The sequence below is a fragment of the Sphingomonas oryzagri genome (assembly GCF_029906645.1).
Lineage (GTDB): Bacteria > Pseudomonadota > Alphaproteobacteria > Sphingomonadales > Sphingomonadaceae > Solisphingomonas > Solisphingomonas oryzagri.
Genome location: NZ_JARYGZ010000001.1, coordinates 1,579,550 through 1,596,045, shown reverse-complemented (window position 1 = coordinate 1,596,045; position 16,496 = coordinate 1,579,550). Strand labels below are relative to the sequence as shown.

Genomic DNA, 16,496 nt, shown 5'->3' with positions numbered 1-16,496 from the left:
CCACGAACTGCAGGACGCGCGCGTCGCCGCCGACATGCTCTATACCGGCGAGGACAAGCCCTCGGTCGGCGATGTCGAGATCAAGAACTATACGATCAACTTCGGCCCGCAGCATCCGGCCGCGCACGGCGTGCTGCGCCTGGTGCTGGAGCTGGACGGCGAGATCGTCGAGCGTGTCGATCCGCATGTCGGCCTGCTCCATCGCGGCACCGAAAAGCTGATGGAGGCGCGCACCTACCTCCAGAACGTGCCCTATCTCGATCGGCTGGATTATTGCTCGCCGCTCAACATGGAGCATAGCTACGTTCTGGCGGTCGAGAAGCTGCTGGGGATCGAGGTGCCGCTGCGCGCCCAGTATCTGCGCGTGCTGTTCGCCGAGCTCTCCCGCATCTCCAACCACATGATGAACTTGGGGTCGCACATCATGGATGTCGGCGCGATGACGCCGAACCTGTGGATGTTCGAGGTGCGCGAGGACACCTACGGCTTCTTCGAGCGCGCGTCCGGCGCGCGGATGCACATGGCGTGGTTCCGCCCCGGCGGTGTCCACCAGGACGTGCCGCTGAAGCTGCTGACCGACATCGGCGACTGGCTGGACACCCGGCTCCAGCTGTTCGAGGACGCGATCACCCTTGTGGGCGACAACCGCATCTTCAAGCAGCGTAACGTCGACATCGGCGTGGTCAGCCGTGACGACGCGATCAACTGGGGCTTCTCCGGCCCGATGATCCGCGCCGCCGGCGTGCCGTGGGACATCCGCAAGTCGCAGCCCTACGAAGTCTATGACCGCATGGAGTTCGACGTGCCGGTGGGCACTTCGGGCGACTGCTACGATCGCTTCATGGTGCGCGTGGAGGAGGTCCGCCAGTCCGCGCGGATCATCAAGCAGTGCATCGCGCAGATGCCGGACGGCCCGATCGCCTCGACCGACCGCAAGGTGGCGCCGCCCAAGCGCGGCGAGATGAAGCGCTCGATGGAGGCGCTGATCCACCACTTCAAGCTCTATACCGAGGGCTTCCACGTGCCCGCTGGCGAGGTGTACGTCGCGACAGAAAGCCCCAAGGGCGAGTTCGGCGTCTATCTCGTCTCGGACGGCACCAACAAGCCGTACCGCGTGAAGCTGCGCCCGACGGCGTTCAGCCACCTGCAGGCGATGGATTTCATGATGAAGGGCCACATGCTGGCCGACACCACCGCCATCCTCTCCGCGATCGACGTCGTGTTCGGGGAGTGCGATCGGTGAGGCCTCGCGCAATCGCTTTTGCCACGGCGGTTGGCCTTGCTGCCGGTCTGGCAATCTGGGCGGGTGTCAACGTCGCTGTTGGCCGGTCGTGGAACGCAAATCCGCAAATGGCAGCGGTGATCTTGGTCGTGATGATCGGCGCTTCGATTTACGAAATGTGGCGTCGCTTGAAGGTGCTAAATGGCTGACGCAGTTCACATCCCCGACGAGGCCGAGACCCGCGCGCGCTGGGGCGATTTCGCCTGGACGCCGGAGAACGAGGCCAAGGCGCAGAAAATCCTCGCCCGCTTCCCCAAGGGGCGCGAGCAGTCGGCGTCGCTGGCCTTCCTCGATCTCGCCCAGCGGCAGGTCGGCGCCGACACGCAGACGCAGGGCTGGCTGCCCGTCCCCGTGATCGAATATGTCGCGAAGCAGATCGGCGTGCCGTACATGCGCGTCTACGAGGTCGCGACCTTCTACACGATGTTCAACCTGGCGCCGGTCGGCCGCTATCACGTACAGGTCTGCGGCACGACGCCGTGCATGCTGCGCGGATCGGACGACGTGCTGGCGGCGTGCAAGAACAAGGGCCTCGTTAAGGGCAAGACCACGCCCGACGGCCTGTTCACGCTGACCGAGGTCGAGTGCCTGGGCGCCTGCGCCAACGCGCCGATGGTCCAGATCAACGACGATAATTTCGAAGACCTGACCTACGACAGCACGATCGCCATCCTGGAGGCGTTGGCCGAGGGCAAGAGCCCGAAGCCCGGCCCGCAGATCGATCGCCAGGTCAGCGCGCCGGAGGGCGGGCCGACCAGCCTCGTCGCGATGGTCTCCGAAAATCACGATTACCGGGGTGAGTGGTAATGCTCGCTGACAAGGACCGCATCTTCACCAACGTCTACGGCTTCCAGCCGTGGAATCTGGAGGCCGCCCGCAAGCGCGGCGACTGGGACAATACCAAGAAGCTGCTCGAGATCGCGCCGGATGACATCATCCAGACGATGAAGGACAGCGGCCTGCGCGGCCGTGGCGGCGCCGGCTTCCCGACCGGCATGAAGTGGAGCTTCATGCCCAAGGAGCCGAAGCCCGGCAAACCCAACTTCCTCGTCATCAACGCCGACGAGTCCGAGCCCGGTTCGTGCAAGGACCGCGAGATCATCCGCCACGATCCGCACAAGCTGATCGAGGGCGCGCTGGTCGCCGGCTTCGCGATGCGCGCGCGCGCCGCCTACATCTACATTCGCGGCGAATATATCCGCGAGGCCGAGACGATGTATGCGGCGCTCGACGAGGCGTACGCGGCCGGCCTGATCGGCAAGAATGCCTGCGGTTCGGGCTATGATTTCGACGTGTTCCTGTGCCGCGGCGCCGGCGCCTACATCTGCGGCGAAGAGACCGCGATGCTGGAGAGCCTGGAGGGCAAGAAGGGCCAGCCGCGCCTGAAGCCGCCGTTCCCGGCCGGCGCGGGCCTCTACGGCTGCCCGACCACCGTCAACAATGTCGAGAGCATCGCGGTGGCGCCGACCATCCTGCGGCGCGGCGCGGCCTGGTTCTCCAGCTTCGGCGCGGAGAACAACCGCGGCACCAAGCTCTTCCAGATCAGCGGCCATGTGAACAAGCCGTGCGTGGTGGAAGAGGCGATGAGCATCCCCTTCCGCCAGCTCATCGAGGAGCATTGCGGCGGCATCCGGGGCGGCTGGGACAATCTGCTCGCGGTGATCCCCGGCGGCTCGTCGGTGCCGCTGGTGCCTGCGGCGCAGATCATAGACGCGCCGATGGATTTCGACGGCCTGCGCGCGCTCGGCTCCGGCCTCGGCACGGCGGCGATCATCGTCATGGACAAGTCCACCGACATTGTCCGCGCCATCAGCCGGCTCAGCTACTTCTACAAGCATGAGAGCTGCGGCCAGTGCACGCCGTGCCGCGAGGGCACCGGCTGGATGTGGCGCGTGATGGAGCGCCTGCGCGAAGGCAATGCGGAGGTCGAAGAGATCGACATGCTGCAGGAAGTCACCAAGCAGGTCGAAGGCCACACCATCTGCGCGCTGGGCGACGCGGCGGCCTGGCCGATCCAGGGCCTGATCCGCCACTTTCGCCCCGAGCTGGAGCGTCGCATCGCGGCGAAGAACGGTGGCGCGGCTCCGCTGGCGGTGGCGGCGGAATGAAGTTCGTCTTCCCCATCCTCGCCGGTCCGGCGGCTGTCGCGCTGATCGCGGCGGCGCTGCCGTCCCAGCAGACTCCTTCTTCGAAGCAACCGGCGTCCGCGCCGGCGGGAATGTAAGAATATGCCCAAACTCAAAGTAGACGGGATCGAGGTCGAAGTCCCCGCCGGCGCCACCGTGCTGCAGGCGTGCGAGGCGGCCGGCAAGGAGATCCCGCGCTTCTGCTATCACGAGCGCCTCTCGATCGCCGGCAATTGCCGCATGTGCCTCGTTGAGGTGAAGCCGGGGCCGCCCAAGCCGCAGGCGTCATGCGCGCTGCCCGCCGCCGACAATCAGGAAGTCCGCACCGACAGCGCGATGGTGAAGAAGGCGCGCGAGGGGGTGATGGAGTTCCTGCTCATCAACCACCCGCTCGATTGCCCGATCTGCGATCAGGGCGGCGAATGCGACCTGCAGGACCAGTCGATGGCCTATGGCAAGGGCCATAGCCGCTTCGACGAGAACAAGCGGGCCGTCACCGAGAAATATATGGGTCCGATCGTGAAGACCCAGATGACGCGCTGCATCCAGTGCACGCGCTGCGTCCGCTTCGCCGAGGAAGTGGCGGGCGTCGAGGAGATCGGCGCGATCTATCGCGGCGAGAACATGCAGATCACGTCGTATCTGGAGCACGCCGTCACCAGCGAGCTTTCGGGCAACGTGGTCGATCTCTGCCCGGTCGGCGCGCTCACCTCCAAGCCCTACGCCTTCGAGGCGCGGCCGTGGGAGCTGCACAAGACGCCGGGCATCGACGTGATGGATGCCGTCGGCACCAACGTGCGGCTGGACAGCCGTGGCCGGCAGGTGCTGCGTTCGCTCCCGCGTCTGAACGAGGACGTCAACGAGGAGTGGGCGTCGGACAAGACCCGCCACGCGGTCGATGGCCTGGTGCGCAACCGCATCGACAAGCCTTATGTCCGCGTCGACGGCAAGCTGAAGGCGGCGACCTGGGAAGAGGCGTTCAAGGCGATCGCCAAGGCCGCCGAGGGCCTGACCGGAAACGACGTCGCGGGCCTCGCCGGCGATCTCGCCGAGGTCGAGAGCGTCTATGCGCTGAAGCAGCTTGTCGCGGCCTATGGCTCGACGCTGCATGAGGCGCGTGTCGACGGCGCGCTTTACGAGGTGGCCAACCCGGCCTCGTATCGCTTCAACCCGACCATCTCCGGTGTCGAGAATGCCAAGGCGATCCTGCTGGTCGGCGCCAATCCGCGCTGGGAAGCGCCGCTGGTCAACACCCGCATCCGCAAGGCGATCAAGAAGGGCGCCAAGGTCTATGCCGTCGGCCCCGAGGTCGATCTGACCTACAAGGCCGAGTGGCTGGGCAGCGATCTGTCCGCGCTCAACGATCTGCCCGAAGCGCTCGCCAAGGCCGAGGACGTGATCGTCATCGCCGGCATGGGTGCATGCGCGATCGAGGGCGGCTACGGTGCCGCCCGCCAGACCGCCGCCGCGCTGGGCGCGGGCTTCGGCCTGCTCCACACCGCCGCCGGCCGTGTCGGCGCGCTCGATGTGGGCTTCGCGACCGAGGGCGGTTTCGCTGCCGTCGTGCAGGCCGCGCCGAAGCTGGTATTCCTGCTCGGCGTGGACGAGACCGACCTGTCCGGCTTCAACAACAGCTTCAAGGTCTACATCGGCACGCATGGTGACCGTGGTGCTCACGCGGCGGACGTGATCCTGCCGGGCGCGACCTATGTCGAGAAGCCGGGCACCTGGGTGAACATGGAAGGCCGCGTGCAGCGCGCCGAACGCGCCGTGTTCCCGGTCGGCGACGCCCGCGAGGACTGGACGATCCTGCGCGCGCTCTCCGCCGTGCTGGGCAAGACTTTGCCGTTCGACAGCCTCGCGCAGCTCCGCGCGAAGATCGCCGCCGATCATCCGGGTCTGGCGGAGGAGGGGATCCACCTCGCCGGCGCGCTCGATCCGGCGCCGAAGGGCGGGGACGTGTCCGGCGCGATCGTCTATCCGATCGCGGACTTCTACCTGACCAACCCGATCGCCCGCTCGTCGCCCACCATGCAGCGCTGCTCGGCCGAACTCATCAAGGGCGAGACCTTCGCGGAGGCGGCGGAATGATCTCCTGGTTCACCCCCGCTCTGCCTTACGGCTGGGCCTATTTCATCGCGACGATCATCGACATCCTGGTGATCGCGCTGCCGGTGATGCTCGCCGTGGCGATGATCATCTACGTCGATCGCAAGATCTGGGCGGCGATGGCGCTGCGTCGCGGCCCCAACGTCGTGGGGCCATTCGGCCTGCTCCAGTCCTTCGCGGACGGCGCCAAGGTGTTCCTGCAGGAGACGATCATCCCGGCGGCGGCCAATCGCGGCCTGTTCCTGATCGCACCGATCATCACCTTCACGGTGGCGCTGGTGGCGTGGGCGGTGATCCCGTTCAGCAGCTTCTCGGTCGTGGCCAACATCAATGTCGGCCTGCTCTACATCCTCGCGGTGTCGTCGCTGGGCGTGTACGGCGTGATCCTCGCCGGCTGGGCGTCCAACTCCAAATACCCCTTCTACTCCGCGATCCGCGCCGCCGCGCAGATGGTGAGCTATGAGGTCGCGATCGGCTTCGTGCTGATCTCGGTGGTGATGTGGGCGGGCAGCTTCAACCTGCAGGACATCGTTCTGGCGCAGAAGGGCGAGGTGCTATTCGGCTGGATCAACGCCAACATCTTCAATCCCTTGCTCTTCCCGATGGGCATCGTGTTCCTGATCTCGTCGATGGCCGAGACCAGCCGCACGCCGTTCGATCTCACCGAGGCGGAGAGCGAGCTCGTCGCCGGCTACCAGACCGAATATTCGTCGATGGCCTTCGCGCTCTACTGGCTGGGCGAATATGGCAACGTCATCCTGATGTGCGCGCTGAACGCGACGCTCTTCTGGGGCGGCTGGCTGCCGCCGCTGAACGTCTCGTGGCTGTACGTCATTCCGGGCACGCACATCGGCCTCGGCCTGTTCTGGCTGCTCGCCAAGATGGCCGTCTGCTTCTTCGTCTTCTCCTGGGTGAAGGCGACGCTGCCCCGCTATCGCTACGACCAGCTGATGCGGCTGGGCTGGAACATCTTCCTGCCGCTGTCGCTGCTGTTCGTCTTCCTCGTCTCGGGCTGGCTGATGCTCACCCGCTACCATCCGATCGGAGCCTGACGCCATGAGCCTCGGCTACTACGTCAAGTCCTTCACCCTCTGGGAGATCGTGAAGGGGCACGCCCTCACCTTGAAGTATTTCTTCAAGAAGAAGGCGACCATCAACTACCCGTACGAGAAGAACCCGCTGTCGCCCCGCTTCCGCGGCGAACATGCGCTGCGCCGCTATCCCAATGGCGAGGAGCGCTGCATCGCGTGCAAGCTGTGCGAGGCGGTGTGCCCGGCGCAGGCGATCACCATCGAGGCCGAGCCGCGCGACGACGGCAGCCGCCGCACCACGCGCTACGACATCGACATGACCAAGTGCATCTTCTGCGGCTTCTGCCAGGAAGCCTGCCCGGTCGATGCGATCGTCGAGGGGCCGAACTTCGAATATTCCACCGAAACGCGGGAGGAGCTGATTTACGACAAGGGCAAGCTGCTCGACAACGGCGACCGCTGGGAGCGCGCGATCGCCGCGAACCTTGCCGCCGATGCGCCCTATCGTTAATCGCCCGTTCCGAATCCAGGGGAGCCAGCCGGCACCGTGATCCAGATCATCGCCTTTTACCTGTTCGCCATCATGGTGTGCCTCTCGGGGCTGCTCACCATCACGGCGCGCAATCCGGTGCACTCGGTGCTCTGGCTCATCCTGGCGTTCTTCAACGCCGCCGGCCTCATGCTGCTGCTCGGTGCCGAGTTCATCGCGATGCTGCTCGTCATTGTGTACGTGGGCGCGGTCGCGGTGCTGTTCCTGTTCGTCGTGATGATGCTCGACATCGATTTCAGCGAGCTGCGCGCGGGCTTCGCCAAATATGCGGTGTTCGGCTTCGCGCTGGCCGTGGCGATCGCCGGTGAGATCATCTTCGGCGTCAAGGCGTGGGAAGCCGGCCCGATCCAGACCGCCGGCCGCGCCGCGCCGACGCCGGATCCGGCCGCCGTGCCGAACATCCAGGCGCTCGGCACCCTGCTCTACACCAAGTATCTCTTCATCTTCGAAGGCGCGGGCTTCGTGCTGCTCGTCGCGATGATCGGCGCGATCGTGCTGACCCACCGCAACCGTGGCGGCGTGCGCAAGCAGAACATCGCGTACCAGAACCGCCGCCGTCCGCAGGACGCCACCCGCATGACCAATCCGCCCGTCGGCCAGGGAGTCGAGCTGTGATCGGCCTCCAGCATTATCTCGCCGTCTCGGCGATCCTGTTCGTGATGGGGGTGCTGGGCATCTTCATCAATCGCAAGAACGTCATCATCATCCTGATGGCGATCGAGCTGATCCTCTTGAGCGTGAACATTAATCTGGTGGCCTTCTCGGCCTACCTGCACGATCTGGTCGGCCAGATCTTCGCGATGTTCGTGCTGACCGTCGCGGCGGGCGAGGCGGCCATCGGGCTCGCCATCCTCGTCATCTATTTCCGTGGCCGCGGCACCATCGCGGTCGACGACATCAACCGGATGAAGGGCTGAGCCGCTTACCATGATCCAGCTCCTCGTCTTCCTGCCGTTGCTGTGCTCGGCGATCGCCGGGCTCGGCAACCGGTTCATCGGCAACACCGTCGCCAAGACGGTGACGACCGCCGGCCTGTTCGTGTCGTGCGCGCTCGCCTGGTCGATCTTCATCCCCTTCCTGCAGGGCACCTCGCACGCCTATGTCGCCAACGTCCTGACCTTCATCCATTCGGGTGATCTCAAGGTCGACTGGGCGCTGCGCGTCGACAGCCTGACGGCGGTGATGCTGGTGGTGATCACCAGCGTGTCGGCGCTCGTCCACCTGTATAGCTGGGGCTATATGGCGGAGGACGACAGCCAGCCGCGCTTCTTCGCCTACCTCTCGCTCTTCACCTTCATGATGCTGATGCTGGTGACGGCGAACACGCTGATCCAGATGTTCTTCGGCTGGGAAGGCGTGGGCCTCGCGTCGTACCTGCTGATCGGCTTCTGGTATTACAAGCCGTCGGCCGGCGCCGCCGCGATCAAGGCCTTCGTGGTCAACCGCGTGGGCGATTTCGGCTTCTCGCTCGGCATCTTCGGCACCTTCCTGGTGTTCGGCACCGTGCAGATCCCCGAGATCCTCGCCGCCGCGCCGCACATGGCGGGATCGACGATCAGCTTCCTCGGCTACCGCGTCGACACGATGACCCTGCTCTGCCTGCTGCTGTTCATCGGCGCGATGGGCAAGTCGGCGCAGCTCGGCCTGCACACCTGGCTGCCGGACGCGATGGAAGGCCCGACCCCGGTCTCCGCGCTGATCCACGCCGCGACGATGGTGACGGCGGGCGTGTTCATGGTCTGCCGCCTCTCGCCGATGTTCGAGACGAGCCACACCGCGATGACGGTGGTGACGGTGATCGGCGCCTGCACCTGCTTCTTCGCCGCGACGATCGGCACGACGCAGACCGACATCAAGCGCGTGATCGCCTATTCGACCTGCTCGCAGCTCGGCTACATGTTCTTCGCCGCCGGCGTCGGCGCGTTCGGCGCGGCGATGTTCCACCTGTTCACGCACGCCTTCTTCAAGGCCCTGCTGTTCCTCTCGGCGGGCTCGGTGATCCATGCGATGCATCACGAGCAGGACATGCGTTACTATGGCGGCCTGCGTAAGCACATCCCGCTCACCTTCTGGGTGATGGTGGCCGGCACGCTGGCGATCACCGGCGTCGGGCTGGAGGGCGTGTTCGGTTTCGCGGGCTTCTATTCGAAGGACGCGATCATTTCCTCGGCGCTCGCATCGGGCACGCAGGTGGGCGGCTTCGCCTGGTTCATGGGCGTGTTCGCCGCGCTGCTGACCAGCTTCTACTCGTGGCGCCTGATCTTCCTGACCTTCTTCGGCAAGCCGCGCTGGGCCGCCTCCGAGCATATCCAGCACGCCGCGCACGATCATGGCCACGCTCACGGCCATGACGACCATGCGCACGATGCCCATGCCGATCATGCCGTCGCCCATGCGGCGCACGACGATCACGGCCACGACGCGCACCATGCCGAGCCGGATGCCGAGGATGCCGGCCACGAGCCGAAGCCCGACATGCGCGGCTTCGCCGAGGTCGAGCACGGCACGCTGGACTATCATCCGCACGAAAGTCCGTGGGTGATGACGGTGCCGCTGCTGGTGCTGAGCCTCGGCGCGGTGTTCGCGGGCTGGGCCTTCGCGCCCACCTTCCTCAATGGCACGTTCTGGCAGGGCGCCGTCGCCTATTCGCCCGAACTGCACGAGGCGTCCGAGCATCTCGGCGCGTGGGCGCTGGCTCCGACGATCGTGATGCTGATCGGCTTCGCGATCGCCTGGTTCGCCTACATCAAGGACACGTCGATCCCCGGCCGCTTCGCCGCGACCTTCCGTGGGCTCTACGTCTTCCTCCTCAAGAAGTGGTATTTCGACGAGCTGTACGACCTGATCTTCGTGCGGCCCGCCTTCGCCATCGGCCGGTTTCTCTGGCACAAGGGCGACGAGGGCACGATCGACCGCTTCGGGCCGGACGGCATCGCCAAGCTGGCGGTCGTCGGCAACCGCATCACCGCTCGCGTTCAGTCGGGCTATGTTTACACCTATGCATTGGTCATGCTCCTTGGGCTGGCCGGTGTCGCGACCTGGGCGATGACTCGATGAGCCGCGTAACGACGATGAGGGCTGGCGCGTGAGCGGCTTCCCGATCCTCTCCATCATGCTGGCGGTGCCGTTCCTCGGCGCGCTGTGGTGCCTGTTCGCGCCCGGATCGGCCGAGAGCCGCGACCAGAATGCCCGAGTCACCGCGCTCGCCGCGACGCTGATCGACTTCGCGCTCGGCATCGTGCTGTGGGTGAACTACGTCCCCGGCGGCCCGCGCTGGCAGTTCGTCGAGAACAGCCCGCTGTTCGGCAAGTTCAGCTGGGCGCTCGGCATCGACGGCATTGCGATGTTGCTGATCGTGCTCAGCGTCTTCCTGATGCCGATCTGTATCCTGGCCTCGTGGAAATCGATCACCAAGCGCGTGCCGCTCTACATGGCGACCTTCCTCGTCACCGAGATCATGATGCTCGGCGTGTTCATGGCGCAGGATCTCTACCTGTTCTACGTCTTCTTCGAAGGCGGCCTGATCCCGATGTACATGACGATCGGTATCTGGGGCGGGGCGCGGCGCATCTACGCGTCGTACAAGTTCTTCCTCTACACGCTGCTCGGCTCGGTGCTGATGCTGATCGCTATGCTCTACATGACGCAGCATGCCGGCACGACCAGCATCCCCAAGCTGATGGAATACAACTTCGCGTCGCAGGCGCAGACCTGGCTCTGGCTCTGCTTCTTCGCCTCGTTCGCGGTGAAGATGCCGATGTGGCCGGTCCACACCTGGCTTCCGGACGCGCACGTCGAGGCGCCGACCGCCGGTTCGGTGATCCTGGCGGGCGTGCTGCTGAAGCTCGCGGGCTACGGCTTCATCCGCTTCTCGCTGCCGATGTTTCCGGAGGCGTCCGCCCACTGGATGTGGCTGGTCTTCGCGCTCAGCATGATCGCGACCGTCTACACGGCGCTCGTCGCGCTGGTGCAGAAGGACATGAAGAAGCTGATCGCCTATTCGTCGGTCGCCCACATGGCGCTCGTCACCTTCGGCCTCTTCGCCTTCAACCAGCAGGGCATTGAGGGCGGCTTCATGGTGATGCTGGGCCACGGCCTCGTTTCCGGCGCGCTCTTCCTGTGCGTCGGCGTGGTCTATGACCGCCTGCACACCCGCGAGATCAGCCGCTACGGCGGCATCGCCGACAACATGCCGGCCTACGCCACCTTCTTCCTGTTCTTCACCATGGCGTCGGTGGGCCTGCCCGGCCTCTCCAACTTCCCCGGTGAGTTCCTGTCGATGATGGGCACCTACGAGCAGTCGAGCTGGGCGGCGTTCATCGCGGTGACGGGCATCATCACCGGCGCGGCCTACATGCTCTACCTCTATCGCCGCATCTGCTTCGGCCCCCGCAAGAATGCCGACGCCGCCGCAATGCCGGATCTGGAGCCGCGCGAGTGGCTGACGCTGGCGCCGATCGCGCTCGCGGTACTGTGGATGGGCGTCTATCCGGAGAGCTTCCTGAAGCCGATCCGCGGCGACGTCGTCCTGCTGCTGGAGCGTCTCCACCCGACCGCGCCGGCGAGCGACGCCGCGCTGACCGTACCCCACGTTAAAGCCCAGACTGGGCCGGCCGCCGCCGCCGCCGCCGGAGAGCATTGAGACCATGGATACCGTTTCGTCCTTCGCGCTCTCGCTCCCCGAGGAGATCCTCGGCCTCGGATCGATCGTGCTGATGCTGGTCGCCGCTTGGGCGGGGGACCGCAGCGCGCGCGCCATCGGTTATGTCAGCGTGCTGCTGCTTGCCGCCGCGGCGGTGAGCCTGATCGGCGCGCCGACCTCCGGCGCGCTCGGCTATGATGGCGCCTTCCATGCCGATGCCTTCGCCGGTTTCGCCAAACTGCTGATCTACGTCTCGGCCGCCGTCGCGATCCTGATCGCGCCGGGCTTCTTCGAGACCGACAGCGAGCCGCTGCGCGCCGAATATAGCGTGCTGATCCTGCTCGCCGCCGTCGGCATGGGCATGATGGTGTCGGCCGCCGACCTGCTGACGCTCTATGTCGGGCTCGAGCTGAACAGCCTGTCGTCCTACGTGCTGGCGAGCTTCCTGCGCCGCGACGGCCGCTCGGCCGAGGCGGGCCTCAAGTATTTCGTGCTGGGCGCGCTGGCCTCGGGCATCCTGCTCTACGGCATCTCGCTGCTCTACGGATTCTCGGGCGGCACCGGCTTCGCCACCGTCGCGAACGCCTTCCACGGCACGGCGGCGGGCGATCCGTCCTATTATGGCCTGCTGTTCGGTCTGGTCTTCGTGCTTGCCGGCCTCGCCTTCAAGATCTCGGCCGTGCCGTTCCACATGTGGACGCCGGACGTGTACGAAGGCGCGCCGACCCCGGTGACGGCCTTCTTCGCCTCGGCCCCCAAGGTCGCGGCGATGGCGCTGACTACCCGCGTCGCCATCTCGGCGATGGGGCCGGCGACGCACGACTGGCAGCAGATCGTGATCTTCTGCGCGCTGGCGTCGACCATCTTCGGCGGCGTCGCGGCGATCGGCCAGACCAACATCAAGCGCCTGCTGGCCTATTCGTCGATCAACAATGTCGGCTTCATCCTGTTCGGCCTCGTGCCGGGCACTGCGGAGGGCGCCGCATCGGTTCTCTTCTACCTGACGATCTACGTCGCGATGACGCTCGGCTCGCTGATCTGCGTGCTGCAGATGCGGACCAAGGAAGGCTTGCCGACCGAGCAGATTGCCTCGCTCGCGGGCCTGTCGCGCACGCGGCCGGGTCTGGCGGCGGCGTTCGCGATCTTCATGTTCAGCCTCGCCGGCATCCCGCCGCTGTTCGGCTTCTGGGGGAAGTGGGAGGTGTTCTCCGCTCTCGTCGCCGCCGGTTTCTGGCCGCTCGCGCTGATCGGCATCGCCACGTCGGTGATCGGTGCCTTCTATTACCTGAAGATCATCAAGACGATCTACTTCGACGAACCTGCGGTGGAGCTGGCGCCGAGCCGTTCGACCACCGAGGCGGTACTGATCGCGATCGCGGCTTTGTTCGTGTCGCCGCTCGGCTACCTGCTGATCCCGTTCATCGAGACGGGCACGATGGCGGCGGCGAAGTCGCTGTTCTGATTCGCTGCATTTCCACCGTTCGGGCTGAGCGAAGTCGAAGGACGGGCTGCGAGCGCACCGCTTGTGGCCCGCACTTCGGCTTCGCGCAGTGCGGACGGATGAGATAGGGGCGGGGCATGGACATCCGCACCATCCGCGACACGCTCTCGACCAATGACGAGGTGCTGGCGCTCGCGCAGGCGGGCGCGCCGGAGGGCGTGTGGGTCCGCGCCGAGCAGCAGCGCGGCGGGCGCGGGCGGCAGGGCAGGGCCTGGGTGTCACCGCCCGGCAACCTCTATGCGAGCGTTCTGGTCCGCCTCCAGCCGCACGATCCGCCGGCGCCGAGCCTCGCGCTGGTCGCGGCGGTAGCGGTCACCGAGACGGCCGAGGCCTTCGGTGCCGCCCCGCAGATCAAGTGGCCCAACGACCTGCTGGTCGATGGCGCCAAGCTCTCCGGCATCCTGCTCGAGCGCGCGGGCGATGCGGTGGTGGTCGGCATCGGCGTCAACCTCGCGCATCATCCCGAGGATATCGACCGCCCGGCGACCAGTCTGGCGACGATCCTGGGCCACGCGCCCGAGCCGGACGCCTTCGTCGGCGCACTCGCCGAAAGTTTCGCCCGCTGGCTCTATCGCTGGCGCGCCGAGGGCCTTGCTCCGGTCCGCTCTCGCTGGCTGGAGAAGGCCCACCCGATCGGGACCGCGCTCAGCGCGCGCCTGCCCGACGGCGCCAGCCTCGACGGCCTGTTCGACGGCCTCGACGCCATGGGCGCGCTCCGACTGCGCTTGGCGGATGGCGAAGTGCATGTCATTCACGCCGCCGACGTCTTCCTGATCCGGGATTGAGCCGATGCTGCTTGCGATCGACGCGGGGAATACCAATGTTGTCTTCGCGCTGGTCGAGGGCATGGAGATCAAGACCCGCTGGCGCATTGCCACCGATCCGCGCCGCACGGCCGACGAATATATGGTCTGGCTCAACCAGTTGATCGAGCTGGAGGGCTATCACCGCACCCAGGTGTCGGCGGTGATCATCTGCACGGTGGTGCCGCGCGCGCTCCATAATCTGGAGGTGCTGGCGGACAAATATTTCGAGGTGACCCCGCTGATCGCCGGCCGCGCGCCGGTGGAATGGGGCATCCCGATCGACCTCGATGAGCCGGCGGCGGTGGGCGCGGACCGCGTCGTCAACGCCATCGCCGCGCACGCCATCCATGGCGGCGACCTGATCGTGATCGATTTCGGCACCGCGACCACGTTCGACATCGTCGACTATACCGGTGCCTACAAGGGCGGCGTGATCGCGCCGGGCATCAACCTGTCGCTCGACGCCTTGTTCGCCGCCGCCGCCCGCCTGCCGCGCATCGCCATCCAGATCCCCGAAAAGGACACTGTCATCGGCCGCAATACGCAGGATGCGATGCTGAGCGGCGTCTATTGGGGCTATATCGGCATGATCGAGGGCCTTGTCGCCCGCATCAAGGCCGAGATCGGCCGGCCGGCCAAGGTTATTTCCACGGGCGGCCTTGCAACCCTGTTCGACGAGCATAGTTCGGTGTTCGACACGGTCGAACCCGACCTCACCATTACCGGCCTCGCGATGATGTACCGCCGCCAGGCCGAGACCCAACAAGGATAAGAATTTGACCAAACCCGGAGACGAACTCCTGTTCCTGGCCCTCGGCGGCTCGGGGGAGATCGGCATGAACGTCAACCTGTACGGCTGCCGCGGCAAGTGGATCATGGCCGATCTCGGCGTGAGCTTCGCCGACGCCAACTATCCCGGCATCGACGTGGTGCTGCCCGACCTCGATTTCATCGAGAAGCGGCAGAAGGATCTGCTCGGCCTCGTCATCACGCACGGCCATGAGGATCATATCGGCGCCATCCCCTATCTGGCGCTGGACCTCGGCGTGCCGATCTACGCCACCGCCTTCACCGCCGGCCTGATCCGCGAGAAGCTGTCCGAAGAGGGGCTGGCCGATCGCGTGAAGGTGAAGATCGTCAAGGTCGGCGAGAAGGTGAAGCTCGGCGATTTCAGCGTCGAGTGGGTGCCGCTGGCGCACTCCATCCCCGAGATGAACGCGCTGCTGATCGAGACGCCGTTCGGCAAGGTCTTCCACACCGGTGACTGGAAGCTGGATGACCAGCCGGTGATCGGCGAGCCGGCCAGCGCCGAGGCGCTCAAGAAGATCGGCGACGACGGCCTGCTGGCGCTGCTCGGCGACAGCACCAACGTGTTCAACGACCAGCCCTCCGGCTCGGAATCGAGCGTGAAGGCCGATCTGGAGCGCTTCGTCGGCGCGGCGGACAGGCGCGTGCTGATCACCACCTTCGCCTCCAACGCCGCGCGCCTGCAGACGCTGGGGCAGGTGGCGGTGGCGACCGGGCGGCAGGTCTGCGTCGCGGGCCGCTCGCTCGATCGCATCATCCGCATCGCCAAGGCGGCGGGCTACCTGCTCGATTTCCCTCCGACCGTCGATTTCGACGCGGCGATGCGGCTCCCGCCCAAGGATCTGATGATCATCGCCACCGGTGGACAGGGCGAGGCGCGCGCAGCACTCAGCCGCATCGCGCATGACAGTCACAAGCTGAAGCTCTCCGAAGGCGACACGGTGCTGTTCTCGTCCAAGCAGATCCCCGGCAACGAGGAGGCGATCGGCATCGTCCAGAACGCGCTCGCCGCGCGCAACATCCGCATGGTGACCGAGCGGCAGGCACATATCCACGTCTCGGGCCATCCGGGGCGGCCGGAGATCGAGAAGCTGTACGGCTGGCTCAAGCCTGAGATCGTGATCCCGGTGCATGGCGAGCGCCGCCACATGGCCGAACATGCCCGATTCGCTGCCTCGCTCGGCGTGCCGCGTACTCTGGTGCAGCAGAATGGCGACATGGTGCGGCTCGCGCCCGAAGGCCCCAAGATCGTCTCGCGCGAGCGTTCCGGGCGGCTGGTGCTCGACGGCGACGTGATCCTCGCCGCCGACGGCCAGACGATGAACGATCGCCGCAAGATCGCCGCCAACGGCCTGATCTCGGTGGCGGTCGCGCTCGAAAAGGGCAATCGCGCGAAGGGCCGCCCGCAGGTGGCGCTGCAGGGCATCCCCGTCGAGGAGGATCGCGAGGATTTCGTCGAGGAGGTCGCCGAGGCGGTGCTCGACGCGCTGGAAGGCGCGCCGCGCGACGAGGCCAAGCTGCGCGAGACGGTGCGCCTCGCGGTGCGTCGCCGGGCGACCCAGTGGACGGGCAAGAAGCCGGTGGTCGACGTGATGCTGCTGCGGGTGTGACGTGATGCCCTCTCCCGCAGAGGTGGGGGAGG

At 66.2% G+C, this 16,496-nt stretch carries 14 protein-coding genes; all 14 read left to right on the top strand.

The window, feature by feature from the left end:
- The first annotated feature begins 34 nt into the window (after positions 1–34).
- The 14 genes from QGN17_RS07745 (at position 35) to QGN17_RS07680 (ending at position 16,464) form a co-directional block, all read left to right on the top strand.
- On the top strand, positions 35–1,243 hold the full coding sequence (locus QGN17_RS07745) for an NADH-quinone oxidoreductase subunit D (protein ID WP_281045174.1): 1,209 nt from the start codon (positions 35–37) through the stop codon (positions 1,241–1,243).
- A gap of 180 nt (positions 1,244–1,423) precedes the next feature.
- Positions 1,424–2,089, top strand: a complete 666-nt coding sequence (locus QGN17_RS07740) for a complex I 24 kDa subunit family protein (protein WP_281043909.1) — start codon at positions 1,424–1,426, stop codon at positions 2,087–2,089.
- Positions 2,089–3,390: an NADH-quinone oxidoreductase subunit NuoF gene (gene nuoF, locus QGN17_RS07735; RefSeq protein ID WP_281043908.1), complete on the top strand. Its 1,302-nt coding sequence runs from the start codon at positions 2,089–2,091 to the stop codon at positions 3,388–3,390. The genes QGN17_RS07740 and nuoF overlap by 1 nt, the downstream gene beginning before the upstream one ends.
- Before the next feature lie 120 nt (positions 3,391–3,510).
- Positions 3,511–5,499, top strand: a complete 1,989-nt coding sequence (gene nuoG / locus QGN17_RS07730; RefSeq protein ID WP_281043907.1) for an NADH-quinone oxidoreductase subunit NuoG — start codon at positions 3,511–3,513, stop codon at positions 5,497–5,499.
- On the top strand, positions 5,496–6,569 hold the full coding sequence (gene nuoH, locus QGN17_RS07725) for an NADH-quinone oxidoreductase subunit NuoH (protein ID WP_281043906.1): 1,074 nt from the start codon (positions 5,496–5,498) through the stop codon (positions 6,567–6,569). The genes nuoG and nuoH overlap by 4 nt, the downstream gene beginning before the upstream one ends.
- A gap of 4 nt (positions 6,570–6,573) precedes the next feature.
- A complete protein-coding gene (gene nuoI, locus QGN17_RS07720) occupies positions 6,574–7,059 on the top strand; it encodes an NADH-quinone oxidoreductase subunit NuoI (RefSeq protein ID WP_281043905.1) in 486 nt (161 codons plus the stop codon).
- 36 nt (positions 7,060–7,095) lie between these two features.
- A complete protein-coding gene (locus QGN17_RS07715; RefSeq protein WP_281043904.1) occupies positions 7,096–7,713 on the top strand; it encodes an NADH-quinone oxidoreductase subunit J in 618 nt (205 codons plus the stop codon).
- Positions 7,710–8,015 carry an NADH-quinone oxidoreductase subunit NuoK gene (nuoK, locus tag QGN17_RS07710; RefSeq protein ID WP_022688816.1) on the top strand — a complete coding sequence of 102 codons (306 nt, stop codon included), beginning with the start codon at positions 7,710–7,712 and terminating at the stop codon, positions 8,013–8,015. Before QGN17_RS07715 ends, nuoK begins: the two co-directional genes overlap by 4 nt.
- A gap of 10 nt (positions 8,016–8,025) precedes the next feature.
- A complete protein-coding gene (nuoL, locus tag QGN17_RS07705; RefSeq protein WP_281043903.1) occupies positions 8,026–10,155 on the top strand; it encodes an NADH-quinone oxidoreductase subunit L in 2,130 nt (709 codons plus the stop codon).
- Positions 10,156–10,183: 28 nt separating this feature from the next.
- A complete protein-coding gene (locus QGN17_RS07700; protein ID WP_281043902.1) occupies positions 10,184–11,740 on the top strand; it encodes an NADH-quinone oxidoreductase subunit M in 1,557 nt (518 codons plus the stop codon).
- 4 nt (positions 11,741–11,744) lie between these two features.
- Complete coding sequence (nuoN, locus tag QGN17_RS07695) at positions 11,745–13,202, top strand: NADH-quinone oxidoreductase subunit NuoN (RefSeq protein WP_281043901.1); 1,458 nt, start codon at positions 11,745–11,747, stop codon at positions 13,200–13,202.
- 116 nt (positions 13,203–13,318) lie between these two features.
- Positions 13,319–14,026, top strand: coding sequence for a biotin--[acetyl-CoA-carboxylase] ligase (locus QGN17_RS07690; RefSeq protein ID WP_281043900.1), 708 nt, complete (start codon positions 13,319–13,321; stop codon positions 14,024–14,026).
- Between the two features lie 4 nt (positions 14,027–14,030).
- A complete protein-coding gene (locus QGN17_RS07685; RefSeq protein ID WP_281043899.1) occupies positions 14,031–14,819 on the top strand; it encodes a type III pantothenate kinase in 789 nt (262 codons plus the stop codon).
- Between the two features lie 64 nt (positions 14,820–14,883).
- Positions 14,884–16,464 carry a ribonuclease J gene (locus QGN17_RS07680; RefSeq protein ID WP_281045173.1) on the top strand — a complete coding sequence of 527 codons (1,581 nt, stop codon included), beginning with the start codon at positions 14,884–14,886 and terminating at the stop codon, positions 16,462–16,464.
- Positions 16,465–16,496 lie beyond the last annotated feature (32 nt).

Excerpts from the sequence above, each read along its gene's own strand:
- QGN17_RS07745 (WP_281045174.1), top strand. The coding sequence starts at position 35 with ATGCTCTATACCGGCGAGGACAAGCCCTCGGTCGGCGATGTCGAGATC.
- QGN17_RS07740 (WP_281043909.1), top strand. The coding sequence starts at position 1,424 with ATGGCTGACGCAGTTCACATCCCCGACGAGGCCGAGACCCGCGCGCGC.
- nuoF (WP_281043908.1), top strand. The coding sequence starts at position 2,089 with ATGCTCGCTGACAAGGACCGCATCTTCACCAACGTCTACGGCTTCCAG.
- nuoG (WP_281043907.1), top strand. The coding sequence starts at position 3,511 with ATGCCCAAACTCAAAGTAGACGGGATCGAGGTCGAAGTCCCCGCCGGC.
- nuoH (WP_281043906.1), top strand. The coding sequence starts at position 5,496 with ATGATCTCCTGGTTCACCCCCGCTCTGCCTTACGGCTGGGCCTATTTC.
- nuoI (WP_281043905.1), top strand. The coding sequence starts at position 6,574 with ATGAGCCTCGGCTACTACGTCAAGTCCTTCACCCTCTGGGAGATCGTG.
- nuoL (WP_281043903.1), top strand. The coding sequence starts at position 8,026 with ATGATCCAGCTCCTCGTCTTCCTGCCGTTGCTGTGCTCGGCGATCGCC.
- nuoN (WP_281043901.1), top strand. The coding sequence starts at position 11,745 with ATGGATACCGTTTCGTCCTTCGCGCTCTCGCTCCCCGAGGAGATCCTC.
- QGN17_RS07690 (WP_281043900.1), top strand. The coding sequence starts at position 13,319 with ATGGACATCCGCACCATCCGCGACACGCTCTCGACCAATGACGAGGTG.
- QGN17_RS07685 (WP_281043899.1), top strand. The coding sequence starts at position 14,031 with ATGCTGCTTGCGATCGACGCGGGGAATACCAATGTTGTCTTCGCGCTG.
- QGN17_RS07680 (WP_281045173.1), top strand. The coding sequence starts at position 14,884 with ATGAACGTCAACCTGTACGGCTGCCGCGGCAAGTGGATCATGGCCGAT.